The organism is Companilactobacillus sp. FL22-3 (assembly GCF_054881455.1).
In genome coordinates this window covers 38059-61416 of the sequence record NZ_JBTYYZ010000004.1, presented here as the reverse complement: position 1 = coordinate 61416, position 23358 = coordinate 38059, and the positions used below count along the sequence as shown (strand labels likewise).

General features: G+C 36.3%; 28 protein-coding genes. 4 read left to right on the top strand and 24 right to left on the bottom strand.

Annotated elements, in window-relative coordinates:
• Nucleotides 1–22: 22 nt before the first annotated feature.
• Complete coding sequence (locus tag ACYT32_RS04815) at nt 23–1711, bottom strand: septation ring formation regulator EzrA (protein WP_395264950.1); 1689 nt, start codon at nt 1709–1711, stop codon at nt 23–25.
• Between the two features lie 339 nt (nt 1712–2050).
• Here ACYT32_RS04815 and rpsD point away from each other — a divergent pair, with 339 nt between their 5' ends.
• On the top strand, nt 2051–2662 hold the full coding sequence (rpsD, locus tag ACYT32_RS04810; RefSeq protein WP_395264952.1) for a 30S ribosomal protein S4: 612 nt from the start codon (nt 2051–2053) through the stop codon (nt 2660–2662).
• A gap of 115 nt (nt 2663–2777) precedes the next feature.
• Here the strand turns inward: rpsD and ACYT32_RS04805 are convergent, their stop codons facing one another.
• From ACYT32_RS04805 to ACYT32_RS04780, 6 genes are all read right to left on the bottom strand, one after another.
• Nucleotides 2778–4409, bottom strand: a complete 1632-nt coding sequence (locus tag ACYT32_RS04805; RefSeq protein WP_395264954.1) for a PTS sugar transporter subunit IIA — start codon at nt 4407–4409, stop codon at nt 2778–2780.
• A 5-nt stretch (nt 4410–4414) separates the two neighbouring features.
• Complete coding sequence (locus ACYT32_RS04800; protein ID WP_395264956.1) at nt 4415–5581, bottom strand: MalY/PatB family protein; 1167 nt, start codon at nt 5579–5581, stop codon at nt 4415–4417.
• Nucleotides 5582–5635: 54 nt separating this feature from the next.
• Nucleotides 5636–7078, bottom strand: a complete 1443-nt coding sequence (locus ACYT32_RS04795; RefSeq protein WP_395264958.1) for a PTS fructose-like transporter subunit IIBC — start codon at nt 7076–7078, stop codon at nt 5636–5638.
• A gap of 22 nt (nt 7079–7100) precedes the next feature.
• Nucleotides 7101–7547, bottom strand: coding sequence for a PTS fructose transporter subunit IIA (locus tag ACYT32_RS04790; RefSeq protein WP_395265044.1), 447 nt, complete (start codon nt 7545–7547; stop codon nt 7101–7103).
• A 142-nt stretch (nt 7548–7689) separates the two neighbouring features.
• Entirely contained in the window at nt 7690–7857 is a 168-nt protein-coding gene (locus tag ACYT32_RS04785; RefSeq protein WP_395264960.1) for a hypothetical protein, read from the bottom strand.
• A gap of 89 nt (nt 7858–7946) precedes the next feature.
• Nucleotides 7947–8546, bottom strand: coding sequence for a DUF1054 family protein (locus ACYT32_RS04780; protein WP_395264962.1), 600 nt, complete (start codon nt 8544–8546; stop codon nt 7947–7949).
• Between the two features lie 51 nt (nt 8547–8597).
• Here ACYT32_RS04780 and ACYT32_RS04775 point away from each other — a divergent pair, with 51 nt between their 5' ends.
• The 3 genes from ACYT32_RS04775 (at nt 8598) to ACYT32_RS04765 (ending at nt 10731) form a co-directional block, all read left to right on the top strand.
• Nucleotides 8598–9902 carry a replication-associated recombination protein A gene (locus ACYT32_RS04775; protein ID WP_395264964.1) on the top strand — a complete coding sequence of 435 codons (1305 nt, stop codon included), beginning with the start codon at nt 8598–8600 and terminating at the stop codon, nt 9900–9902.
• Nucleotides 9892–10170, top strand: a complete 279-nt coding sequence (locus ACYT32_RS04770; protein ID WP_395264965.1) for a hypothetical protein — start codon at nt 9892–9894, stop codon at nt 10168–10170. Before ACYT32_RS04775 ends, ACYT32_RS04770 begins: the two co-directional genes overlap by 11 nt.
• Nucleotides 10171–10257: 87 nt before the next feature.
• Nucleotides 10258–10731 carry a universal stress protein gene (locus tag ACYT32_RS04765; RefSeq protein ID WP_395264967.1) on the top strand — a complete coding sequence of 158 codons (474 nt, stop codon included), beginning with the start codon at nt 10258–10260 and terminating at the stop codon, nt 10729–10731.
• Between the two features lie 81 nt (nt 10732–10812).
• Here ACYT32_RS04765 and ACYT32_RS04760 read toward each other — a convergent pair whose 3' ends face one another.
• From ACYT32_RS04760 to atpB, 17 genes are all read right to left on the bottom strand, one after another.
• Nucleotides 10813–11670, bottom strand: a complete 858-nt coding sequence (locus ACYT32_RS04760; protein ID WP_395264969.1) for a helix-turn-helix domain-containing protein — start codon at nt 11668–11670, stop codon at nt 10813–10815.
• Nucleotides 11671–11773: 103 nt separating this feature from the next.
• Nucleotides 11774–12067 carry a glycine cleavage system H family protein gene (locus ACYT32_RS04755; protein ID WP_395264971.1) on the bottom strand — a complete coding sequence of 98 codons (294 nt, stop codon included), beginning with the start codon at nt 12065–12067 and terminating at the stop codon, nt 11774–11776.
• An 8-nt stretch (nt 12068–12075) separates the two neighbouring features.
• Nucleotides 12076–13278, bottom strand: a complete 1203-nt coding sequence (locus ACYT32_RS04750) for an FtsW/RodA/SpoVE family cell cycle protein (protein ID WP_395264973.1) — start codon at nt 13276–13278, stop codon at nt 12076–12078.
• Between the two features lie 12 nt (nt 13279–13290).
• The gene (locus ACYT32_RS04745; RefSeq protein WP_395264974.1) at nt 13291–13512 is read right to left on the bottom strand and encodes a DUF2969 family protein; all 222 of its coding nucleotides are present in this window, start codon (nt 13510–13512) and stop codon (nt 13291–13293) included.
• Nucleotides 13513–13528: 16 nt separating this feature from the next.
• The gene (gene yidD, locus ACYT32_RS04740; protein ID WP_395265045.1) at nt 13529–13816 is read right to left on the bottom strand and encodes a membrane protein insertion efficiency factor YidD; all 288 of its coding nucleotides are present in this window, start codon (nt 13814–13816) and stop codon (nt 13529–13531) included.
• Between the two features lie 7 nt (nt 13817–13823).
• Complete coding sequence (locus ACYT32_RS04735) at nt 13824–14006, bottom strand: DNA-directed RNA polymerase subunit beta (protein WP_395264976.1); 183 nt, start codon at nt 14004–14006, stop codon at nt 13824–13826.
• A gap of 8 nt (nt 14007–14014) precedes the next feature.
• A complete protein-coding gene (gene mreB, locus ACYT32_RS04730; RefSeq protein ID WP_395264977.1) occupies nt 14015–15004 on the bottom strand; it encodes a rod shape-determining protein in 990 nt (329 codons plus the stop codon).
• Nucleotides 15005–15106: 102 nt separating this feature from the next.
• Nucleotides 15107–16429 (bottom strand): UDP-N-acetylglucosamine 1-carboxyvinyltransferase, encoded by a 1323-nt coding sequence (gene murA / locus ACYT32_RS04725; RefSeq protein WP_395264978.1) that lies wholly within the window; start codon nt 16427–16429, stop codon nt 15107–15109.
• 25 nt (nt 16430–16454) lie between these two features.
• Nucleotides 16455–16688 carry a DUF1146 family protein gene (locus tag ACYT32_RS04720; RefSeq protein ID WP_395264980.1) on the bottom strand — a complete coding sequence of 78 codons (234 nt, stop codon included), beginning with the start codon at nt 16686–16688 and terminating at the stop codon, nt 16455–16457.
• A 119-nt stretch (nt 16689–16807) separates the two neighbouring features.
• A complete protein-coding gene (locus ACYT32_RS04715; RefSeq protein WP_395264982.1) occupies nt 16808–17239 on the bottom strand; it encodes a F0F1 ATP synthase subunit epsilon in 432 nt (143 codons plus the stop codon).
• Nucleotides 17240–17256: 17 nt separating this feature from the next.
• Nucleotides 17257–18708 carry a F0F1 ATP synthase subunit beta gene (gene atpD, locus ACYT32_RS04710; RefSeq protein WP_395264984.1) on the bottom strand — a complete coding sequence of 484 codons (1452 nt, stop codon included), beginning with the start codon at nt 18706–18708 and terminating at the stop codon, nt 17257–17259.
• 20 nt (nt 18709–18728) lie between these two features.
• Nucleotides 18729–19646: a F0F1 ATP synthase subunit gamma gene (locus ACYT32_RS04705; protein ID WP_395264986.1), complete on the bottom strand. Its 918-nt coding sequence runs from the start codon at nt 19644–19646 to the stop codon at nt 18729–18731.
• A gap of 17 nt (nt 19647–19663) precedes the next feature.
• A complete protein-coding gene (atpA, locus tag ACYT32_RS04700) occupies nt 19664–21211 on the bottom strand; it encodes a F0F1 ATP synthase subunit alpha (RefSeq protein ID WP_395264987.1) in 1548 nt (515 codons plus the stop codon).
• 15 nt (nt 21212–21226) lie between these two features.
• Nucleotides 21227–21775, bottom strand: a complete 549-nt coding sequence (atpH, locus tag ACYT32_RS04695; RefSeq protein ID WP_395264988.1) for an ATP synthase F1 subunit delta — start codon at nt 21773–21775, stop codon at nt 21227–21229.
• Nucleotides 21762–22280 (bottom strand): F0F1 ATP synthase subunit B, encoded by a 519-nt coding sequence (gene atpF / locus ACYT32_RS04690; RefSeq protein ID WP_395264989.1) that lies wholly within the window; start codon nt 22278–22280, stop codon nt 21762–21764. The genes atpH and atpF overlap by 14 nt, the downstream gene beginning before the upstream one ends.
• Nucleotides 22281–22363: 83 nt before the next feature.
• Nucleotides 22364–22576: a F0F1 ATP synthase subunit C gene (atpE, locus tag ACYT32_RS04685; RefSeq protein WP_395264990.1), complete on the bottom strand. Its 213-nt coding sequence runs from the start codon at nt 22574–22576 to the stop codon at nt 22364–22366.
• Between the two features lie 22 nt (nt 22577–22598).
• Complete coding sequence (gene atpB, locus ACYT32_RS04680) at nt 22599–23309, bottom strand: F0F1 ATP synthase subunit A (RefSeq protein ID WP_395264991.1); 711 nt, start codon at nt 23307–23309, stop codon at nt 22599–22601.
• Nucleotides 23310–23358: the final 49 nt, after the last annotated feature.

Sequence of the window (23358 nt, the reverse complement as noted above, 5' to 3'; positions counted from 1 at the left end):
ATTTAACACACTTTTTACAGAATTATGAATTAATTGTCTCTTTTATTCGATCGACTGATCCAGGTTCAACACTCTCTAAGGCTTTAGAAATAACCTCAACCGCTTCATCATAGTTATAATCGTCATCAAATAATGAGCGTGCTTTGTTAACTTGATCTTTAAAATCTTGATCACTGTCAGTAAAGCGATTTGAATACTGCAATAATTTTTCGGCCAATTGAACATTATATTTCAACTTCTGCGTCTTTTCGACCAAGTTATCTAAATCTTCTTGGGTCACAATCACTTGCTTACTAATATCTTCCATATTAATTTGCTTAGCATCTAATTCATCATAAAGCTTATTGATTTCATCATAAACCATGTAGAAGTAATCGAGATAATCATCTGGCAAACCATTTAAACGTAATTGTTCCATCATCTTCTTTTGGATCTCTAAACGTTTGGCATATTCATCAACGCTGTTACGAGCAATTTGTTCACTAGATAACATTTGATTCAAATCGTCATTGATGTTCTTCTCACCTGATTCGATCTCATCCAACTGTTTAACAATTTCTCTGAAATCTTTTTTAACTTGTGAAAAGATAATCTGCTTATCGGCAATCCCTTGAACGTCGGCATCATATTGATGATGCAATTCATTCAGGTTGTTAAAATTAGTCTGGAAAGTATTGAGAGTTTGTTCAGTCAAAATATAGTTCTCTTGCAACTTTTGAATCCGTTTATCCAATTGATTGTGTTGGAAAACTGCGTGATTCAGATAATCCAAAACAGGTTTTTGTTCCTTCAAAACATCCCGTCGACCATCAATCTCCAATGTCAAAGTTTCATATAGATCGTCGATTCTTTGTTTAATATCTTCATTATTAGTATTGACAGCATCAAAATTCAAATCGCCTAATTTAGTATTAGATTCATCGATCTCTCGTTGAACTGTCGCAATTAAATCAACAATGTCATCCGCAAATTTATACTGTTGTTTATCCAACTTTTGATAAACAAACTTAATTTCATCAACTTGTCCTGGAAAGACCTCGTTTAAATCGTGGAATAATGGCTCAATGATCTTGACTTGGTCAGCAATTAAACCTAATTTGATTCTCACGTCATCCAAGCACTGACTAGCCTCGATGTGATCACCCTTTTGGGTCAATTCTTTTTCTCGGTCTAAGAGTTTGGCAATCTCTGCGAGTTCGTCTTCTAACTTATCAGTTGCTGGACCATAACTAAATGATTGGGTTAAGATCTGCTTACGTAAAACTTGATATTGTTCTCGTAACTCTTCACTGTGAGTGGCATTTAACTCATTGCTTTTCGAGAGTTCATCAAAACCCTTAGAAATATCGTTGAGCGACTTTTCAAAATCAGACAACTCTGAATTCATTTTTTTCAAGTCGCTGGCAGCACCAAAAACTTTGAATTCAGTATTTTTATACTCGGCCGCACGAATTTGCTTCAAAATCTCTGGGAACTTATTTTCCATTTGGCGATGGTACTCAACTTTAAGTTCATTCAAGCGGTCATCACTCGCTCCAGAAAATTTCATTTCTTCTAATTCTTTAATCTTGTCATCTAATCGAGATTTCTTTAAATCATCAGCATGATCTTTGGCTTGATTTAAAGTTGAAGCATTGCGTTTTTGCAAAAACCACATATACCACAGAAAGATCAGAATGATTAAGATTATTCCAATAATAATTACAAACACATTTACACCCCTAATGACGATTCAGTCTTATCTTTCAAAAATTATAACAAATATTAGTCTAATAATTATCCAAGTTAACTTTTCATAATAAAGACTTAAACTATTAACTTAAAAAGCTTGTTACTGAAAATAACTTTGACTTTCATCAAATATCACGGTATACTAGCCTTCGTGTAAAATATGCAGCAAAGAGCGGCAAGAACGTCAACATTTATCGACGATTTAGTTCAACTAGTAACCTGTGGCTGCACATGGCGAAGACTGTAACGATAACTGCACGAATGCTAAGCTCTAGTTAATTATTTTACTCCAGACAAACATTTTGGAGGAATTTATTTTATGTCAAGATATACAGGCCCACGTTGGAAATTATCACGTCGTTTAGGTATCTCACTTTCAGGTACTGGTAAGGAAATCGCTCGTAGAAACTATGCCCCAGGACAACATGGTCCTAATGGTGGCCGTCGTAAGGTTTCTGAATACGGTCAACAATTAGCTGAAAAGCAAAAGTTACGTTTCATGTATGATGTTAACGAACGTCAATTCCGTAACCTATTTAACCGTGCCGGTAAGATGGAAGGTATCCATGGTATTAACTTGATGATCCTTCTTGAAACAAGATTGGATAACATGGTTTACCGTTTAGGTCTTGCAAGTTCACGTCCACAAGCTCGTCAACTTGTAAACCACGGTCACATCACAGTTGATGGCAAACGTGTTGATATCCCTTCATACGAAGTTAAAATTGGTCAAAAGATCAGCCTTCGTGAAAAGTCAAAGGACTTGGCTATCGTTAAAGATAACCTAGAAAATGTTGTTGGTCGTCCTGGTTTCGTTACTTTCGACGATAACACATTGACAGGTTCTCTAGTACGTAACCCAGAACGTGACGAACTAGAACCAAATATTGACGAATCACTTGTTGTTGAATACTACAACCAAATTCTTTAATATTTTGTCAAAATACATTCACTTATTGGTGGATGTATTTTTTTTGTGAAATAAAATAAAGTCTAGAAAATAAATTTTCTAGGCTTTATTTTTATCTCGAACTTTTAATATAAATTTAACTGCTTTTAAAAAAGTCAAGGATACTTTCATAAGTTTGATTATGACTAACTTCCTCGAAGTTATCAGTCTTCAGAATCTTGTACAAATGATTAAATAATTGCTTATAATCCTCATTTAAATCATTGACAATCACTAAAATCATCAAATGTATTTCAGTTCCATTTAGTTTTAAAGGTTCATTTAAATTAATCACAAATATTTTACTTGAATTTGTATCATTAACCGCATGAGGAATCGCAACATGATTAATAATTAACTGATTTCCTTCTTCTTCTCTACTATAGATTTTTTTAACCATCTCGTCATCTATCAGATTCTGGCTCTTCAAAAGGGTTAATACCTTATTTAAGGTTCTAAAATAATTATTTGATTTATTAGAAACTGACAAATAATTACTTTCTGGAAACATTTGTTCAATATTTTTATAAAAGTAATTATCTGACACCATCTTCTTCAAAAGAGACATCGTAGAGTCATCAATCAGTCCATCAAAAACTAAATCAGGATGATAATTTTTTAAACTATCACTTAGACCGTTAATTATTACAATATCATAATCATCCATTTTCAATCTCTTATCAAACTCTGCTTTATTAAAGATACTTGATAAATCAATCCGTTTTATGGAATCGGTTATGGAATTTTCATTAATATAAGCAATTGCTCTTTGAGAGGTAAACATCAGTATTTTGACTGGTTTAATCATAGATTTGGTTTCCATACAATCAATTATGTACAACGCTAAGAAGTCACAATTAACTAAAATGTGCCTGCTAGTCTTTTGTAGCTCCTTTTTTAACTTTTTCGCCATTTCAAAAGCAAAAGGTTCTTTGAGCTTTAAGTCATTTATTTGCTTTAATAATAAATTTGAAATGAATGTTGGAAACAAGTTATAGCGCTTTAAGTGTAAAGTTATTTTCTCTGACAGACTTCTTTTTGAGAGTTTAATAGAAAAATTATCTGATACGCTTTCGACGTGTTGCAAGATTTGGGAATAACTAATGCTGTTCAATATTTCTTGTTTTTGAAGATAAAAATCATTGTAAGAAATATCTTTGAGTAAGCTCAAAGCCGTTAATTGTGCCTTCATTTGATTATCTGTTATATACTCACGTAAATTTTCAGGATAATTACTCTGTATGAAACCATCATTAACTTCCTTAGGAATTATTAAGATAAGATACGCTAAAAGATCAACTCGATTACCAAAAGTAAGATTCAAACTATATCCTTGTCCGGGCCTGGAAATTATTTGCATGCTTTCAGCATTTCCTGTATTTATTCTTTCAATACTGTTGATAACGTCGTTTTTTGACATGAGTGTCTTGCTCATTAAATCATCTAAACTCAAGTGTTCATTAACTAATAAGTAATACAAAATATTTCTATCTTGATTTTCAAATTGAACAATTAATGATTGAAACTTGGAATAATCAAATATCTCCAAATTATACTTTCCCTTAGACGTTATTATTGCAGTTTCACTCTTTTTAAGTTCATCATTAATCGAATTAATATCTCTAATTATAGTTCTACGGGAACTATTTACTTTTTTGGCTAAATAGTCCCCATTGCAATCTTGATCCCACAGAAGTAATAATATTTGAACTTGTCTGGCATTAAACATAATGATCAGTTGAAGCTACTTTTCAGCCTCTTCAGTCCTTCCTTTAATTTTTCACGTGGGCACGCAACATTCATTCTTAGATAATTACTATCTCCATACACCGTTCCAGGCATTATTCCAACTTTGCCGATATTTACCAATCTATCCTGCATTACCTCCATTGTCATGTTTACATGTGTAACATCTATCCAAGCCAAATAAGTTGCACTAGGTTTAACAAAATTAAATTCCGGCAAATTTTGATCAAGAAATTTCTTAACAATATCCATATTACCATTTAAATAATTTACTAATTGAGTAACATAGTTTGCACCATCGTCACCATAGGCTGCCATTTGGGCGTACATTCCTAAAATACTAACTGATGATAAGGCATTCTTTTCTTTTAATTCAATTAAAAATTTTTTACGCAGATCTGGATCTGGAATCAAAATATAAGAACCAATTAAACCAGGGGTATTAAATGTTTTTGAGCTAGAACAGCATAGTACAACATTATCAGTTGTTACCTCTGTTATAGGGACATATTTGAAATTCGGATAAACGATATCTTTGTGAATATCGTCTGAAATCAAGAAGACATTATTTTCCTTACACATCACTGCTAATCTTTTCAATTCTAATTTGGTAAAAACCTTCCCCGTTGGATTATGCGGATTCGTCAAAATGAAAATTCTCGTGTTTTCTTGTGACAAAATAGTATCTAAGCTGTCCCAATCAATTTGATAGTTTTCTTGTGCACTTCCCAAACGAATTGGAACTAGAATCCTTTGATTTGATTCAACAGTTTTATAAAATGCATCATACATGGGCGTAAAAGTTGCAATAACCTGTCCAGGCTGTGAATTCATTCTGATAAAAGTTGCAATACTAAACACTACGCTTGGACTATAAACAATCCAATCCGATTTAATTGTTACTGAATTACTTTTTTCAAACCAGTTTATAATACTGTTCTTATAATCATTATGGTTCCATCTTGAATACCCATATATCGGATGATCTATTCTTTCTCGCAAAGCACTTTGAACGGAATCAGGTACTTTGAAATCGGTATCGGAAATTGAAAATGGTAAAATATCATTTCGACCAAAACGGTCTTCAATATAATCCCATTGTGTACTATAAGTGTTCTTTCGATCTATAACTTCATCAAAATTATATTTCTTCATGATTAGATCCTCTTTTCTAAAAAAGACATGCTGAATGCATGTCCATTTTAAAATTTATGCAATTTGCTTTGCTTTTGCCTCTTTTTCTTCCTTTCTCTTAAGCCAGATACTCTTGAAAGTGATGATAAAGAGAACATTCAATGCTAAACCAATCGCTACACACAAGTAGAACCAATACCAAGGTGACTCTAGGCCAAGCAATGGATCAAAGATTCCGATACCAGGGGCAGTACGTTCAACATTTAGCATTATTGTTAAAGCACCGGTAATCCCTCCTGCTAAAGTATTTGCAGTAATCATTGGTAGTGGCGCTGCTAAAGCATATGGAATAGCTGGCTCAGTAGCGACTGTGCTACCTACGATAAAGGCACTCCAACTTGCCGCACGTTCTTGTTTGGTAAACAAACTAGGTTTTATCCAAGTTGAAATGGCCGCTGCCATTGGAGGCAAAAGTGTAACAACACCAACGATTCCGTACCAATTGAATACATGTGAACTAAGTAAAGAAAAACTAAAGAACCAAGCGGTTTTGTTGATTGGACCACCCATATCAAAAGCAAGCATTGCTCCAACAATGAAACCACCAACAATTTTCATGGAAGTTGGAATGTTTTGCAAGAATGAGAGTAAAACGGACATCAACCAGGCCATTGCTGGACCCAATAAGTAGTATGTCAATAATCCGAATATCAATAGCGTTACAAATGGAATAATCATAAATGGTAAGATTGATTGAAAGTTTTTACCTAATTTAATCTTCTTAAAATATTTAACAAAATAACCAACTGATAAACCAATTACAATTGCACCTAAGAAACCAGCACCTGATTTTGTTCCTAAAAGATCAGAATCATTTGCAAGAAATGTTACTAGAAATGCTGGAGCAAATGCTGGCTTATCTGCTATAGCGTAAGCAATATATGCACCCATAATAGGAATCATAAATTGAAATCCCAAATTACCAATGCTGGTAATAATCCATGCAATTGAGGGCGATGTCCCTTTTCCTAAAGGTGTATTAGGCATCCCAAATTGAACCATTAAGCTACCAATAGCAATTAGGAGTCCTCCACCAATTACAAATGGTAAAGCGGCTGAAACACCTGACATTAAATAACTCATTATCCCTTCAGTTACAACTTCTTGGTCGCCACCTAATTTAACTTTAGATGAAGTCATAATATGGGAATTTCCCTCAAGGTCACTGAACAAACTATCAATATGCTTAAGTGCTTCGGAAACCGGAAGTTCTACAACTTTTTTCTGATCGAATCTCGCCTTATCCGAATCGGTCAATCCTTTTCCAATTGCTAAGATTACGTAATCTGCTTCTGCTATTTGTTCTGGGGTTAGCTCATTTTCTACACCACTGGCTCCCTGTGTTTCAACATGTACTTCATATCCCAAAGATTTAGCTTTTTCTTCAATGGCTTCGGCCACCATATAAGTATGAGCAATTCCAGCAGGACAATTAGTTACAGCTACAATTTTCGTCATAATTTTATCCCCTTAAAGTCATTTAATTATTTAAAACTTTATCAATTGCTTCAAAGACCTCTTGTTTAGAACCAGTTTTTAAAATATCCACAAAGTCTTTATGAACTAATTGACGGCTTAACTTTGCTAATAACTTCAAATGCGTATCACTTTGATCATTTGGAACAAGTAAACTAATTACTGTATTTACAGGCTTCCCGTCCAAAGAATTCCATTCAATATCATTTGAAATTCTACCGAATAAAATTGCGGCCGATTTAACATTATCAGTTCTGGCATGTGGTATTGCAACCCCATTACCAAACCCAGTTGTTGATTCTTTTTCCCGCTCTAAGTAATCATTAACCAAAGTTGAAGAGTTATCGACTATTTTCAAATCCAGAGCCATATCTGCTAATGATTCAAGTACCTCTCGTTGATTTTTTCCAGTCAAATTCATATCTAAATGGTTTAAATTAAACATTTCCAATTTAATAACCTCCATTTCATTTTTCAATTAAATTATATGTGATACCGTTTTCTTTTTTAATACTGTCTTTGTCACCTAACAGTGACAAATCTTTGACAAAAAAAAGCCGTAAGCAATTAGCTTACGACGTCAACTAAAAAAACTAAACTTGTAACTTACCAATCACTTTCAGTATCAAAATCATTCCGACACCAGACAAGATCAAATCGCCCCACCATAGTACGCTATAAGTCGATACGAAGAATAATTGGAAAAATGCCATAGTAATTAATATTCCGATCCAAAACTCAATTGATTTATACCATTTCATCTTGATCATCCCTTTAAACTATAACTTAATATCTAACTTTATTATAGCCACTTTCATTCAAAAGAGAAGCTTAATTTTCATAATTATTTTTATTTTTTTATTTCTGAATTAAACGTAATTAGCCAGTGGCTAAGCTTCATGAACTTATCGATCAATAATTGATCATAGTTTCCTTTTTGGACAATTGGATCTGTTTTCATTAATTCATAACCAATCACCAAATCGCTAGACTTAACTTTTTCGTAGCGGTCTCTGATTGCTTCTAATTTATTAGCCGGCAACATTTCACTAGAAGTGTGGTCATTTGACACGCTCCAGCTCTCTGTTATGATTGAATTCTGATGTGTTTTCAATATCGGATAATATTGATCACGATCCTTAATATCAGCCAATAAACTAAAGGTGATAAAATAGCGATCGGGCCATAAGCCTAACTCCAGATGTGGTGTCTTTTTGTAACCACGTTTGTCTTGATTGATAGCTAGCCAAGTATCAGGTGGCGGATTTCTCGTCCGGCGTTGATGTTTCGCTATTTTCATATAGAACTGCTGTTGATATTCGATTTCCAGCTGCTTCATTAATTCAGCACCAATTGCTTCGAACTTAGGATCTAAATTAGTTCTGATTAAATTCAAACGGCCCGACAAAGTCATATCTTCAAAAACTTTAAAATCATTTTTATCAAACATGTTCTCAATCCTTTGTTGTAAAATATACATATCAATTATATAGGAGGAGCTATGCAAAAACCATTAGCATATCGAATGCGACCAACAAATATCGACGAAGTCGTCGGTCAACAGCATTTAGTCGGTCCGCATAAAATCATTCGTCGAATGGTTGAAGCAAAAATGTTATCATCCATGATACTCTACGGTCCTCCCGGGATCGGAAAAACTAGTATTGCCAGTGCGATTGCTGGTAGTACCAAATACGCCTTTCGGATGCTGAATGCGGCTACTGACACTAAAAAAGATCTTCAGATCGTCGCTGAAGAAGCAAAAATGAGTGGCACAGTGGTTTTATTGCTGGATGAAATACATCGACTTGATAAGACAAAACAAGATTTTCTATTACCTTTATTGGAAAGTGGCTCCATAATCTTGATCGGTGCCACCACTGAAAATCCCTATATCAATATAAGCCCCGCAATTCGCTCTAGAGTCCAAATTTTTGAGTTGAAGCCTTTGGAAAGTAAGGACTTGAAAAAAGCTGTCAAAAGAGCTTTGACGGACGAACAGAACGGTTTAGGCAAATACCAGGTCCAATTAGATGACAATGCACTTGATCTATTAGTTAGTTCCACTAATGGAGACTTAAGAAGTATCTTAAATGGTTTAGAGTTATCTGTCCTCTCGACGGCAGCTGACAAGAATGGTCAGGTTCACATTGATCTGCAATCGATTGAAGAATCGGTCCAAAGAAAAGCTATCTCGTCTGACAAAGATGGCGACAGTCATTACGATGTGATGTCAGCTTTTCAGAAATCGATCCGTGGCAGCGACCCTGACGCAGCTATTTTATATTTAGCAAGGTTACTAGAAGCGGGCGATTTAACATCTGCCATTCGTCGTTTGATAGTTTGTGCGTATGAAGATGTCGGCTTGGCCAACCCTCAAGCTTGTGCCAGAGCTGTTCAAGCTGCCCAAGTAGCTCAAATGGTAGGATTGCCTGAAGCTAGGATTCCTTTAGCCGACGCAGTCATCGACTTGTGTCTCTGTCCTAAATCAAATTCTGGAATGAGTGCAATCGACTCTGCCTTGAGCGATGTTCGTGCCGGGAAAGCCAATTCAATTCCAGATGATCTAAAAGACGCCCATTATTCAGGAGCTAAAAAACTTGGTCATGGCGTCGGCTACAAATATCCACATGAATATCCTAACGCTTGGGTCGACCAACAATACCTGCCTGATAATTTACGAAATAAACATTATTATCAACCAAATGAAACTGGTAAATATGAACAGGCCCTAAATCTGAGAATTCAACAAATCCATCAATGGAAAATAAATTCAAAACGGAGTCAAAATAACCATGATAATTAAAGTATTGATGATCTTCTTTATCTTATTTTTACTAGCTTTAGCATATATTTTATGGAACCACAGCAATGGTAAATTCCTGATCTACTCCCCTGATGAAAACGTCACCTTGAAAAATGTGATGCGTACAACTTCGATTTTACTCATTTTAGTAGCAATCGCGGGAGCAGTCATAGCCTTTGTTGGCAGCAAGGAAGCTAACCTGATCACCTTAGTTTTAGGTAGTTTGATTGCTGCATCATTTTCAATTTATTTAGCAAATATTCGCTAAATCCCATCGGATGACTGTATTTATTTACTTAAATAAACTAAAATGAATATATAAAGACAGTAATATTACATTAACGGGGTGATAATTATGTTACAACAATATAAAAACATTCTCGTACCAATTGATGGTTCATTTGAGGCTGAGTTAGCTTTTAAGAAGGCAGTTGAGGTTGCCAAGAGAAACAACGCTGCAATTCACTTGCTTCATGTAATTGATACTAGAGCATTTCAAAATGTTTCCAGCTTTGATTCAACAATGGTAGAACAAATTACCGAAAAAGCTAAAGAGACAGTCAAAGGTTACGTTAAGACTGCTCAAGACGCTGGTTTAAACGATATTGATTACAGTATCGAATATGGCGCACCAAAAGCCATCATCGCTACTGACTTCCCTAAGAAATTAGGCGTTGATTTGATCATGATCGGTGCCACTGGTCTTAATGCGATGGAAAGACTATTAATTGGCTCTGTTACTGAATACGTAACTAGAACAGCTGCTTGTGATGTTTTAGTCGTTAGAACTGACCTTGATAACAAGACAATTAAGAAAACTAAGAAATAATTTTTATTAACCAAATCAAAGAGGACCGATTCAATTAAGAATCGATCCTCTTTTTTTGGAATTTAATAAATTGATTTTTTATTAAAAGATATTTAAATGCATATCTTTCACTTTAGCTTTTATTTTTTCAAAAACTTGTTTATTATCACTGATACTTGAAATGACGTATGCTTTGATGTAATCATCGTCAGTCTTTTGACCTTCACGTGTACCAGCTTCTGCTAAGTAACAATACATTTCATCAAGCTTAAACAATGTCTGTTCTTTTCTAGCAATCAAAATTCCTTCGTTCGCAAAGTCCATTGCATTTTGATTATCTTCTAGTTTTAATGACAAATCAGACATATTAGCATAAATTAAAATGCTGTCGTGATAATTTTCATCACCGATCTTATCGAGACTTGACTTGATCAAATCTCTAGCCTGGTCATAATAGACCTTTGCTTCGTCAACTGATTTTTTATTGATATAAGCCTTTGCAGTGAAAATATCAATCAAAATATCGTACATATCGACATTAGCGATATTAACGTTCATTGCACGATTAAAATCAAAAATAGCCTTGTCATAATTCTTGTTGATCTCATACTCAATCAAACCATGGAAAAAGTGGATCAACTTGATTTCTTGTTTATTGTTAACATTGATGTTTTGAAGCTTACCCAGTTTGTCATTAATACCATCAAAATCATCTTGATAGAATGATTCTTTAATGTCACTAATAATCGAATAAATTTGGCTATCGTCATTGACGATAACAAGGTTCATTGTGATACCCAGTCTTTCACAAATGCGAACCAGAATTTCCATACTTGGAATCTTGTCTTTTTTTTCAATCAGGCTGACAGTTGCCTGTGTACAGATGCCATCAGCTAACTCAGATTGGGAAAGACCCCTGAGTTTTCTGTAATGGCGAATTTTATCACCTAAGATTTTCATTCTAAACTATCCCCATTCATTTATTAATTCCAAGGATAATTTAAACAGTTATTAAAAAATATTGCAAGAAATAAGCAGTGATAAAAAGATAAATTTTAAAAATTTAATTATTTACTTCAAAGAACCAAGCGTCTTTTTCGTCACCATTTAATAATTCTGGATTATCATTTAATTTATCATTAACCTTAACAATCTTACCATCCACGGGCGATTCAAGCTCTATAACTGCTTTTTGAGCTTCAATTTCACCAGTAGATTGACCCTTTTTAATCTCAGAATCTAGATCAGGCAATTCCACATATTTGACATCGCCTAAAGTAGCTTGAGCTTCTTTTGTAAGTCCTATACGAGTTGTATATTGACCCTTTTTAATCCAATAATAATTTTTATCTGACATTATAATTCCTACCTCTGTGCAAAAGTCCCATTTTCAAACATGTAACTCTTATGATGAAATCTCATCGACATGACTAAACCAATTCCGATCATATTACCTAACAAAGCCGATCCACCTTGAGAGATAAATGGCAATGGAATACCGGTCAATGGTAATAGACCAACACTCATACCAATATTTTCAAAAACGTGGAATAAAATCATCATAATAACACCAGTTGAAACATAGGCATAAAATTCATTTTTAGTATCAAAAGTTACTTGAATCATTTGATAGATCAACAAGAAATACAGCAAAATCAAAACACAAGAACCGATAAAACCAAAGTTTTCGCCGATAACTGAAAAGATCATATCTGATTCACGAACTGGAACATAAACATTTGAAACGTTGAAGCCTTTACCAAATAACTGACCTGAACCGATGGCTTTCATATTCTGCCAGATCTGATACCCATTCTCAGAAGTATCAGCCGACGGATTCATCCAACTATCGATACGAGCAAATTGATAAGCTCTGAAGCCGAAATGTCCAAGGATCTGCCGGCCCCAATCAGTTGTCGCTAAAACTAAAGCTGTTCCACCGACGATAGCTAAAACCACAAAACCTGGCACTAGGATTTTCCAACTTATTCCAGAGACTAAAATCATTCCTCCTAGAATCGCTACGAAAACCAAAATAGTACCAAAGTCGTTTTGCAATTTTAATAAGACCATTACTGGTACAGTCCACAGCAACAACTTCCCAATCAAGCGAAAATCGTTTTTGATGGTGTGAACTTGATACTGACTATTATGATTGGTAATTACTTTCCCCAGCATCAATATATACGCCGGTTTCATAACCTCCGAAGGCTGGAAAGTGAACGAACCAATAGCGAACCAACTCTTGGCACCAGTACTTGCTGCATAGGCCCGACTATAAAAAATCAAGACTAAAAATAGTAATGCGATACCGGCATAATAAGCATAATTAGCGACTTGCCATAGTTGTTCAGCATCAAACTGCATAATGACCGCTATGATAACGGCTCCAATAACGTACCAAGCCACCTGCGAAACGACGTTCTTTAAGGGACTTTGCGAATCTTGAACAGTTGCCACATAGATCGATAATAATCCGATTATTGCAAGCATCATTACGGAAAAAATTATTCCATAGTCGATTCTTGAATCAACATCATTTCTTCTTCTATTTTCTCTTATTTGCATTTTTTACACCTGCTAATGATTATGTAAGTTATATTGCATTAGCAATTCGTTAATTGCATCGTCCAATTTTACTGATTTAAAAGGTGTGTCGTTACTTTCGACAAATGAAAGATAACGATCAGCATCTTTTTTGATAGTACCAATGTACTTCTTGCCATCCCACAATTCGTATGTTTCAGGATCGCTACTGACATCTTTTAAACTAATTTCAACTGCTTTTTTTCTGTTAGACATTGAATCTTTCCTATTCTTATTTATTGTGAAATTTCTTTGCAATAATTTCGTCTTCATATCGCTCTGGATGAGGATTTCTAAAGATAGTGAAATTATCGGGTACGGGATCTACGCCACCACGGACAAAGGGATTGCAACGTAAAATTCGAGCAATCCCCATGATGGTTCCTAAAATTCCCCCGTGCATTTTTACTGCATCGATAAAATAAGTCGAACATGTTGGGTAATAACGACAACTCGGCGGCAATAGTGGTGAAATAAACTTCTGATAACCACGTACTAAAGAAATCAAAATTTTCTTCAGCATTGCACTACCTTAAAAAGTCAAACATGTGCATCCAAGTGCCTGGCCAAAGAACTGCCAAGGGATTTGAACCACCTAAGCCTGACCCGATCAACATGCCCAAAACTAAGAAGATCAGCATCAATAGTAATACCCAACCTATCTTTTTAAAAATATCACGACGATATTCTTTACCAAAGTCTCTTTTCATTTTTCATCCTAGTATTTCTTATGTTTTTCGATATTCTCTAATAATACACCAGTTCCTAAAGCAACGGAATCTAAAGGACTATCAGTTAGCAAGACTGGTACTTGAAGTTTTTCAGACAATAACTTGTCCAAATTCTTCAACAGTGCACCACCACCTGTAAGCATGATACCACGGTCAATGATATCACCTGACAGTTCTGGTGGAGTTTGTTCCAAAACGCTTTTAGCGGCGCTGACAATTTGATCTACGCCATCTGAAAGGGCATCTTGGATCTCAACTTCATTGGTAGTGATCTCTTTTGGCAAACCAGTGACGATATCGATCCCGCTAGCAGAAAATGTTTTATCTGCGTCAGCATCCATAACACAACCGATTTCAATTTTAATCTGTTCAGCAGTTCTTTCACCAATAATCAAATTATGATGTTGCTTGATATAGGCTTGAATAGCTGCTGTCATCTTATCGCCGGCAAAACGCAGTGAACGGCTGGTAACGATGTCTCCCATTGAAATAACGGCAATATCACTTGTACCACCACCAATATCGATCACCATGTTACCTTGTGGTTTAAAAATATCCAAACCAGCACCAACGGCAGCGACCTTAGGCTCAAGTTGAAGATAAACCTTACCACCACCAGCTTGTTCGGCTGCTTCGATAATAGATTTTTGCTCAACTGGGGTAACATTCGTTGGCGCACAGATCATAATAGTAGGTTTGGCAAAACGGCCACCAACATTTAATTTTTCAATAAAATATTGCAACATTTTTTCAGTGATATCAAAATCAGCAATCACTCCATCTTTTAAGGGGCGAATGGCCTTAATATTAGCTGGGGTTCTACCTACCATCATGTAAGCATCCTTACCCACAGCCACGACATCATTATTATTTGTATTAATTGCTACGACGGAAGGTTCGTTCAGAACAATTCCCTCGCCTTTTACATCAATAAGTACATTAGCTGTACCCAAATCAATTCCTAGATATTTCGACATACTATATCCTCCAAGACTTAAACACAAAAAGTATATCATAACCAGCTTATTCATCAAATCATCAAAAAAAAGAAAGTGGGGATTCCACTTCCTTAAATCAGATTAAGCCAATTTGGTCACACTTGATACGGTATTTAATACTAAAGTCTCGCGTCCAGCTTCATCAACTGAAACACGTCTAATTTTAGCACCTAAATTTCTTAATTTTTCAGTGAAATGATAATATCCACGATCCAAATATTGAAGGTTGGAAACTCTAGTTTCACCTTCAGCAACTAATCCTGCTAAGACGAGTGCTGCAGCAGCACGTAAATCTGTGGCAGCAACATTAGCACCACTTAGTTGAGCTGGACCAAACATAATAACAGAATTACCTTCGATCTTATAATCAGCTTTCATCTTACCAAATTCTGGGAAATGCATGAAACGATTCTCAAACACTGTTTCAGTCATCACTGTTGTACCAACACTAAGCAACTGAGCTAAAGTCATTTGAGCTTGCATATCAGTTGGGAAACCAGGGTGTGGCAAAGTTTTAACATCAACTGGTTTAAGTTGTTTCGTTCCTAGAACATGAATTCCCTCATCTGTTTCTTCAACAGATACACCCATTTCAATCAATTTTGAAATCAATGGACGGTTATGAGCCGCAACAGCATCCTTGATGAAAATATCACCTGCTGTAACGGCAGCTGCAACCATAAAAGTTCCAGCTTCGATACGGTCTTGCATGATTGAGTGTTCGCAACCATGCAAGGAATCTACACCATTGATCCGAACGGTATTAGTTCCGGCACCAGTCACTTCCGCACCCATTTTACTCAAGACATTAGCCAAATCGACAATTTCAGGTTCTCTAGCAGCGTTATCGATCACTGTTTCACCATCTGCCAATGTTGCGGCCATCATAATGTTTTGCGTTGCACCAACACTTGGAAAGTCCAAATAGATGTTGGCTCCGTGTAAACCATCAGTCTTAGCATCGATATAACCGCCATTTTGACTGAAAGTTGCACCCATGGACTCTAATCCTTTGAGGTGTAAATCAATTGGTCGAGAACCGATAGCACAGCCACCAGGCATCGCAACGTGTGCTTCTTTATTTCTAGCCAAAAGTGGTCCTAAAACTACAATTGAAGCACGCATTTTCTCAACTAATTCTTCTGGTGCAGTTGTCGAAGTACCCTTACTTGTATCAACGGTCAATACTTCGTCCACTTCATCATATGAAACATCGGCATCTAACGCCTTTAAAACTCTAGACATTGTTATTACATCGGATAACGGAGGGATATTAGTTAACAAAGTTTTACCTTCAGATGCTAAAATAGTCGCTGCTAAGATTGGCAAAGCGGCATTCTTGGCACCCTCAACTCTGACTGTTCCCTTTAATTGCGTAGGTCCATTTACGATTATTTGTTGCACAATATTCTCCTCCAAAAACCTGGAATCATTTAAAAAGTAAAGTTATATTTTGAGATAGACTAAAAATGCTCATAAAAAAAGAGCTTACTGTATAACCAAGAGCGATTGCAATAAACGCTACAAGTAATTGTAACATTTTAGGGTTGGTTTTGTTATATATCTTTTTCCAATCAACAACTTGTAATAAATTAAAACTCAACCAAATGAATATCACATGGCTCACAAGCGTAATTATTGCATTGATTCCAATATTTGTCATTTTTTAAACCTCGCTTTTTTTAAGAATAACACCTGAAAAATGTTGCCGCCTTCTTTTGATTAATTCTTTAAAATAATTTAACGCAAAAAAAAGAGGCCGAAAAATCAGCCTCCCCGTTTTTAAACATTTCTATGTGAACTAACATTAATTCTGTTAATTGCTTTACGTAAGGATACTTGAGCACGAGCCAAGTCATCAACGTTGTGTTTCTCTTCCGCAACCTTGATTGTTTCTTCAGCTCTTTGCTTAGCGTATTCCGCACGTCTTAAATCAATGTCTCTAGCTCTTTCGGCACTGTTAGCGACGATTGAAACTAGATCATTGCTAAACTCCAAGAACCCGCCATTTACAGCAATTGAGTCTTCATGATGAGGCTTGTCGACACGACGAACACGCACTTCATCAATTATCAATGGTGCAATAATTGGAGCATGGTGAGCCATGACACCAATTTCACCATCAATCGTACTTAAAACAACGAGTTTTGCATGATGATCGTAAACAACACCATCGGGAGTAACAATATTGACCGTCATAATATTTTCAGCCATATTATCTCCTCCTATCCTTAATTGGCAACAGCTTGTTCAGTATTTTCATCTTGTCCATCGGCTGGTTTCCAACCCATCTTCTTGGCTTTGTCGATAACATCTTGAATTCCACCGACACCGTTGAAAGCATCTTCTGGAATATCGTCATATTTACCATCCAAGATAGCACGGAAGTCCTTAACTGTTTCAGAAACTGGAACATAAGAACCTGGTACACCAGTAAATTGTTCAGCAACACTGAAGTTTTGTGACAAGAAGAATTGAATTCTTCTGGCACGAGCAACGACAGTCTTTTCTTCATCAGATAATTCATCCATACCCAAGATAGAAATAATATCTTGCAATTCATGATATCTTTGAAGAACTTCTTGAACCTCTGTGGCAACATCATAATGTTCTTGACCAATAACATCTGGATCAAGAGCTGAAGATGATGATGCTAGTGGATCAACGGCTGGATAAATACCTTGTTGTGTCAATTTACGTTCCAAGTTAGTTGTGGCGTCCAAATGGGCGAAAGTTGTAGCTGGAGCTGGATCAGTATAATCATCAGCAGGAACATAAACGGCTTGAATTGAAGTGATTGAACCCTTCTTTGTAGAAGTGATTCTTTCTTGCAATTGACCCATTTCTGTAGCCAATGTTGGTTGATAACCAACGGCTGATGGCATACGACCAAGCAAGGCTGAAACTTCTGAACCGGCTTGGGTAAATCTAAAGATATTATCAATGAACAATAGAACGTCTTGTCCTTCAACATCACGGAAGTACTCAGCAATTGTCAAACCGGTTAAGGCGACACGCATACGAGCACCAGGAGATTCGTTCATTTGTCCATAAACCATGGCTGTCTTAGAAAGAACACCTGAACCCTTCATTTCATAATAAAGGTCATTACCTTCACGGGTTCTTTCACCAACACCTGTAAATACTGAAATACCACCATGCTCTTCGGCGATATTGTGAATCAACTCTTGAATCAGAACGGTTTTACCAACACCGGCACCACCGAACAAACCAACTTTACCACCACGAACATAAGGTTCGAGCAAGTCGATAACTTTGATACCTGTTTCAAGAATTTCTGTTGATGTATTTAATTCATCATATGCAGGTGCTTGACGGTGAATACTATTTCTTGGGAAGTCAGCAGGGAATTCCTTGCCTCCATCGATTGATTCACCTAAGACGTTAAACACACGACCCAATGTTTCTTTACCTACTGGTACAGTGATTGGGCCTTCAGTATTAACGACTTCAGCACCTCTTTGAAGTCCATCGGTAGAACTCATGGAAATAGCACGCAAGGCGCCATCACCTAATTCTAGGGCAACTTCAAGGGTAATCTCATTTCCAGAGCTGTTTTTAACTTTTAAAGCATCGTTAATTTCTGGCAAATCTCCATCAATTGGAAATTCAACATCAACAACTGGTCCGATTACCTGAATAACTTTACCTTTGCTACTCATTAATTTGGCTCCTTTCTAAACTATTCAAGTGCAGCAGCACCACCGATGATTTCAGTGATTTCTGTAGTAATTTGAGCTTGACGGGCACGGTTATAATGCAATGACAAACTTGAAATAAGATCGTCGGCATTATCAGTCGCACTCTTCATCGCTGTTACAGAAGCAGCATGCTCTGCTGTTTTTGCATCCATCATTGCTCCTAAAACTAAACACTCAATATATTGAGGCACAATTGCAGATAGAACTGCTTTAGGGTTTGGTTCTGTGATATATTCACTAGCAACTTGTTGCTCTTCAGCTGTAACATCATCTGGTTCTGTCAAAGGCAATAACTTATCAGTCGTAAAGTTAGAAACCAATGAGTTAACGTGATGATTATGACAAATATCAATTTCATCGAACAATTCTGCTTGATACATTTGTAGAATCGTCTTCATAATTGGTGTTATATCTTTTACAGTTGGAATATCTGGTAAACCACGATATTCATAAGAAACATCGAAGCCACGTGCTTTAAAGAACTCTGTTCCCGTTGCACCAAGTGAAATAATTGTAAATTGACTCTTGTCGCCATGATGCTTCTTTTGAATCAGATCCATCATCGCTTTCAAGATATTACTATTATATCCACCAACAAGACCACGGTCTGATGTAATAACAACATAGGCAGTCTTTTTGACTTCACGAACTTTGAGCAGACTATTTAAACTGAGCGGATCAGTCGAATCATCAGCAATTGACAATTCTTTGAAAACATCAGCTGCTGTTAAATGTCTAACAATGTCCTCAACCTTTTTAGCATACAATTGATAAGCAATAGATTTCTTTTCAATACGAGAGAGTTTAGCACCAGAGACCATTTGCATGGCTCTTGTAATTTGACCGGTTTTCTTAGTAGAAGAAATTCTTCTTTTAATATCCATAAGGGACTCAGCCATTTTTTAAACCTCCTGTATTAGTTTGCTTGCTTGCTATCTGAATTATCAGAACTATCTGACTTAGATGCCAAGAAGTTTTCTGTAAATTCTTTTACAGCAGCTTTCAATTGATCTTCATCAGGTAAAGTACCTTTTTCTTTGATTGTTTGTAATAGATCTGAATGATTTGCATCGAAGTATTCAGAAAGTGAAGCTTCATATTCTTTAATATTCTCAACTTTAATGTTATCGAGGAATCCTCTTGTCAAAGCAAACAAGATCAAAACTTGTTTTTCAACTGGAACTGGTGAGTGTACTGGTTGTTTAAGAACTTCTTCAGTACGACGACCACGATCTAGTTTTGCTTTAGTTGCTTCGTCAAGGTCAGATCCAAATTGGGCGAATGATTCCAATTCATGGTATGAAGAAAGGTCCAAACGTAAAGTACCGGCAACTTTCTTCATCGCTTTGATTTGGGCATCCCCACCAACACGAGAAACAGATGTACCAGCATCGATAGCTGGACGTGTACCTGAGTGGAACATATCACTACTCAAGAAAATCTGTCCATCAGTGATAGAAATAACGTTTGTTGGAATATAGGCAGACACATCACCGGCTTGTGTTTCAACGATAGGTAGAGCAGTCATTGAACCGCCACCTAAATCGTCACTCAACTTAGCAGCACGTTCTAGTAAACGTGAGTGCAAGTAGAAAACATCACCAGGATATGCTTCACGCCCAGGTGGTCTACGAAGCAATAGTGATATTTCACGATAAGCATTAGCTTGCTTGCTTAAATCATCATAGACGATTAAAACGTGCTTGCCGTTATACATGAAATATTCACCCATTGCTGCACCAGCATATGGTGCAAAGTAAAGCATTGGGGCTGGTTGACTTGGACCAGCTTCAACGACGATCGTGTAATCCATGGCACCATGTTTTCTCAAGGTTTCAACTTGTGCTCTGATTGTTGATTCCTTTTGTCCGATAGCAACATAGATACAGATCATGTTTTGATCTTTTTGATTTAGAATTGTATCAATAGCAATTGATGTTTTACCTGTTTTACGGTCACCAATGATCAACTCACGTTGACCACGACCAATAGGAACAAGCGAGTCAACAGATTTCAAACCGGTTTGCAATGGTTCGAAAACTGACTTACGTTGCATAACACCAGGTGCAGGTGATTCAATAGGACGTGTTTTATCAGTCTTGATTTCGCCTTGACCGTCAACTGGTTCACCCAATGAATTTACGACACGACCAATCATTTCTTCTCCGACTGGAACTTCCATGATACGACCTGTTCTCTTAACAGTATCGCCTTCACGGATCTTATCGTAAGTACCTAAAATGATGATACCAACATCATCACTTTCAAGGTTTTGAGCCACACCAAAAGTACCGTCTTCGAATTCTAGCAATTCATTTGCCATAGCATTTTCAAGGCCATTAGCACGAGCAATACCATCACCGATGTATGTAACTGTACCTACTTCATCAACTGAGAGTTCATCTTTATAGTTCTTTAACTGTTCTTTGATCAGCGAACTAATCTCTTCAGTTTTGATGCTCATTCTTTTCACCTCGACTTAATTATTAACCAATAGCGTCTTCTTGATGTCATTAAATCTCTTAATAACACTACCATCGATAATTTGATCTCCAACACGGATTATAACCCCACCGATGATAGATGAATCAACTATTTTCGTTAAATTTACTTTATTTACTGAAAATCTACTCTTGATCACAGATTCAAGATTCTTAACTTGAGCCTCATCCAACTCAATAGTCGTAGTAACTGTAGCTTCCACAATCCCGTTTTCCTCATCATATCTCTTGATGAAAGCATCGGCGATTTCTTCCACACAGTCCATGCGGTTATTGTCAAAAATCATACCCAAGAAATCTTGCATTAATTCGCTAAATTGGCTCTTCAATGTATCCAAGATCTTAGCCTTTTCAGTGCGAGAAATAGAACGTCCTGCTAGAGCAAAGCTCAAACTAAGATTTTCTTCGTAAACCTGCTTTAAAGACTTTAAATCATCAAGCATTTCGTCTACAGAATTCTGTTCTAAGGCGACTTCATAAAGTGCCTTACTGTAACGCTTTCCCACTTGTTCTTTACTTAGATTCATTTGCCGTCAACTCCTTAATATAAGAGTCGATCAGTGACTTTTGATCGTCTGCATTAAGCTCTTTAGAAATAACTTTTGAAGCAATTTCCAAAGATAAGTTTGCTATGTCATTTTGTGCACTAGCCATAGCATCCTCTCTAGCTTTAGCTGCATCCGATTTAGCTCTTTGTCTTAATTCTTCAGCTTCGCTATGTGCATCGGAAACGATAGACTTCTTTTGAGTCTCGCCACTTTCCTTTGCTTTATTAACAATTTCCACTGCTTCAGCACGTGAATTCTTAAGTGCATCTTCACGTTCTTTTGCCAACTTTTCAGCACGAGAGCGTTCTTGGTCCGCATAATCAAGATCTCCACTGATCTTTTCAGATCTAGCATCCATCATCTTGGTTACAGGTGCCCAAGCAAAACGCTTTACTAATAGTGCTAAAACGATGAAAGAAATAAGAATGAAAAGCATGTCACCCAAAGCTACTTTACCAGCTCCGAGAACTAATAAACCTGCCATTATTCTTCACTCCTTCCTTTCTTAATAAACATATAACGTAAAAAGGCGTCTATCATAGATCGCCAAGTTTTTGGTTGTATGTATTAAACGAAAAGAATAACGAACGCAATAGCAATTGAAATGATAGGAACAGCTTCAATAAGACCAACACCAATGAACATTGTTCCTCTTAATTTGTCAGCTACTTCTGGTTGACGGGCCATACCTTCAAGAGTTTTTGAAATAACAAGTCCGTTACCGATTGATGCTCCAAGAGCAGCGATACCAGCTGCAAGAGATGCTGCAAGATACTTCATAATTTAAATCCTCCAATAGATGTTATTCTTGTTCCATTTTACGTGAAATATAAACCATTGATAAGGTGGTAAATACGTACGCTTGGATGGCTCCAATAAATACTGAAAAGCCTTGCCATACCATTTCTAATGGCATTGCTCCAACAAATGTCACAGCACCAAGACTATTAGCAACAGTTCCAATAAGTGCAAGAAGTACTTCACCGGCAAAAATATTACCGTAAAGACGTAATGACAATGTTAGGAAGTTGGTAAACTCCTCCAGAAGGTTAATTGGGAGCAAAAACTTAACAGGTCTCGCATAATTGGACAAATAACCACCGAATCCAAACTTCTTCACAGCATAATAGTGTGAAAGCAACAATGAAATCATCGCAAGTCCCATTGTAATCAAGGGATTAGATGTTGGTGACTTTAGATATGTGAAACCGTCGACCTTTACTTCTAAGATTAAACCTAATTGGTTCGAAACGAAGATAAATAGGAATAATACAAATGCGTAAAGATTGAATTGCTTACCTGAACCGTCTGGCATTGCTGATTTTACGATACCGTTCGTAAAATCGATCATCCATTCGAGTACATTCTGTGCTTTACCTGGTCTCATTGTGATCTTACGAGATAATGCAAACACCAAAATGAAAACAAGGACTGCAGAGACTAGAATTGACAAGTCATTTGCAACATTGAATTTTAAGCCTAAGAAATTGACATACTTATAACTTTCATTCAATTATAACCCTCCTTTCTTTGCTTATTGAAAACAATTGATACCTCAAAAT

What these genes read in the sequence shown, in the direction of transcription:
- ACYT32_RS04720 (WP_395264980.1), bottom strand. Translation starts at nt 16,688, where the DNA reads ATGACAAATATTGGAATCAATGCAATAATTACGCTTGTGAGCCATGTG.
- mreB (WP_395264977.1), bottom strand. Translation starts at nt 15,004, where the DNA reads ATGTCGAAATATCTAGGAATTGATTTGGGTACAGCTAATGTACTTATT.
- atpA (WP_395264987.1), bottom strand. Translation starts at nt 21,211, where the DNA reads ATGAGCATCAAAACTGAAGAGATTAGTTCGCTGATCAAAGAACAGTTA.
- atpE (WP_395264990.1), bottom strand. Translation starts at nt 22,576, where the DNA reads ATGAAGTATCTTGCAGCATCTCTTGCAGCTGGTATCGCTGCTCTTGGA.
- ACYT32_RS04775 (WP_395264964.1), top strand. Translation starts at nt 8,598, where the DNA reads ATGCAAAAACCATTAGCATATCGAATGCGACCAACAAATATCGACGAA.
- ACYT32_RS04760 (WP_395264969.1), bottom strand. Translation starts at nt 11,670, where the DNA reads ATGAAAATCTTAGGTGATAAAATTCGCCATTACAGAAAACTCAGGGGT.
- atpH (WP_395264988.1), bottom strand. Translation starts at nt 21,775, where the DNA reads ATGAATCTAAGTAAAGAACAAGTGGGAAAGCGTTACAGTAAGGCACTT.
- ACYT32_RS04800 (WP_395264956.1), bottom strand. Translation starts at nt 5,581, where the DNA reads ATGAAGAAATATAATTTTGATGAAGTTATAGATCGAAAGAACACTTAT.
- ACYT32_RS04795 (WP_395264958.1), bottom strand. Translation starts at nt 7,078, where the DNA reads ATGACGAAAATTGTAGCTGTAACTAATTGTCCTGCTGGAATTGCTCAT.
- ACYT32_RS04705 (WP_395264986.1), bottom strand. Translation starts at nt 19,646, where the DNA reads ATGGCTGAGTCCCTTATGGATATTAAAAGAAGAATTTCTTCTACTAAG.
- ACYT32_RS04770 (WP_395264965.1), top strand. Translation starts at nt 9,892, where the DNA reads ATGATAATTAAAGTATTGATGATCTTCTTTATCTTATTTTTACTAGCT.
- rpsD (WP_395264952.1), top strand. Translation starts at nt 2,051, where the DNA reads ATGTCAAGATATACAGGCCCACGTTGGAAATTATCACGTCGTTTAGGT.
- ACYT32_RS04735 (WP_395264976.1), bottom strand. Translation starts at nt 14,006, where the DNA reads ATGAAAAGAGACTTTGGTAAAGAATATCGTCGTGATATTTTTAAAAAG.
- ACYT32_RS04750 (WP_395264973.1), bottom strand. Translation starts at nt 13,278, where the DNA reads ATGCAAATAAGAGAAAATAGAAGAAGAAATGATGTTGATTCAAGAATC.
- atpD (WP_395264984.1), bottom strand. Translation starts at nt 18,708, where the DNA reads ATGAGTAGCAAAGGTAAAGTTATTCAGGTAATCGGACCAGTTGTTGAT.
- ACYT32_RS04715 (WP_395264982.1), bottom strand. Translation starts at nt 17,239, where the DNA reads ATGGCTGAAAATATTATGACGGTCAATATTGTTACTCCCGATGGTGTT.
- ACYT32_RS04765 (WP_395264967.1), top strand. Translation starts at nt 10,258, where the DNA reads ATGTTACAACAATATAAAAACATTCTCGTACCAATTGATGGTTCATTT.
- ACYT32_RS04755 (WP_395264971.1), bottom strand. Translation starts at nt 12,067, where the DNA reads ATGTCAGATAAAAATTATTATTGGATTAAAAAGGGTCAATATACAACT.
- ACYT32_RS04785 (WP_395264960.1), bottom strand. Translation starts at nt 7,857, where the DNA reads ATGAAATGGTATAAATCAATTGAGTTTTGGATCGGAATATTAATTACT.
- atpF (WP_395264989.1), bottom strand. Translation starts at nt 22,280, where the DNA reads ATGGCAGGTTTATTAGTTCTCGGAGCTGGTAAAGTAGCTTTGGGTGAC.
- ACYT32_RS04780 (WP_395264962.1), bottom strand. Translation starts at nt 8,546, where the DNA reads ATGTTTGATAAAAATGATTTTAAAGTTTTTGAAGATATGACTTTGTCG.
- ACYT32_RS04745 (WP_395264974.1), bottom strand. Translation starts at nt 13,512, where the DNA reads ATGTCTAACAGAAAAAAAGCAGTTGAAATTAGTTTAAAAGATGTCAGT.
- ACYT32_RS04805 (WP_395264954.1), bottom strand. Translation starts at nt 4,409, where the DNA reads ATGTTTAATGCCAGACAAGTTCAAATATTATTACTTCTGTGGGATCAA.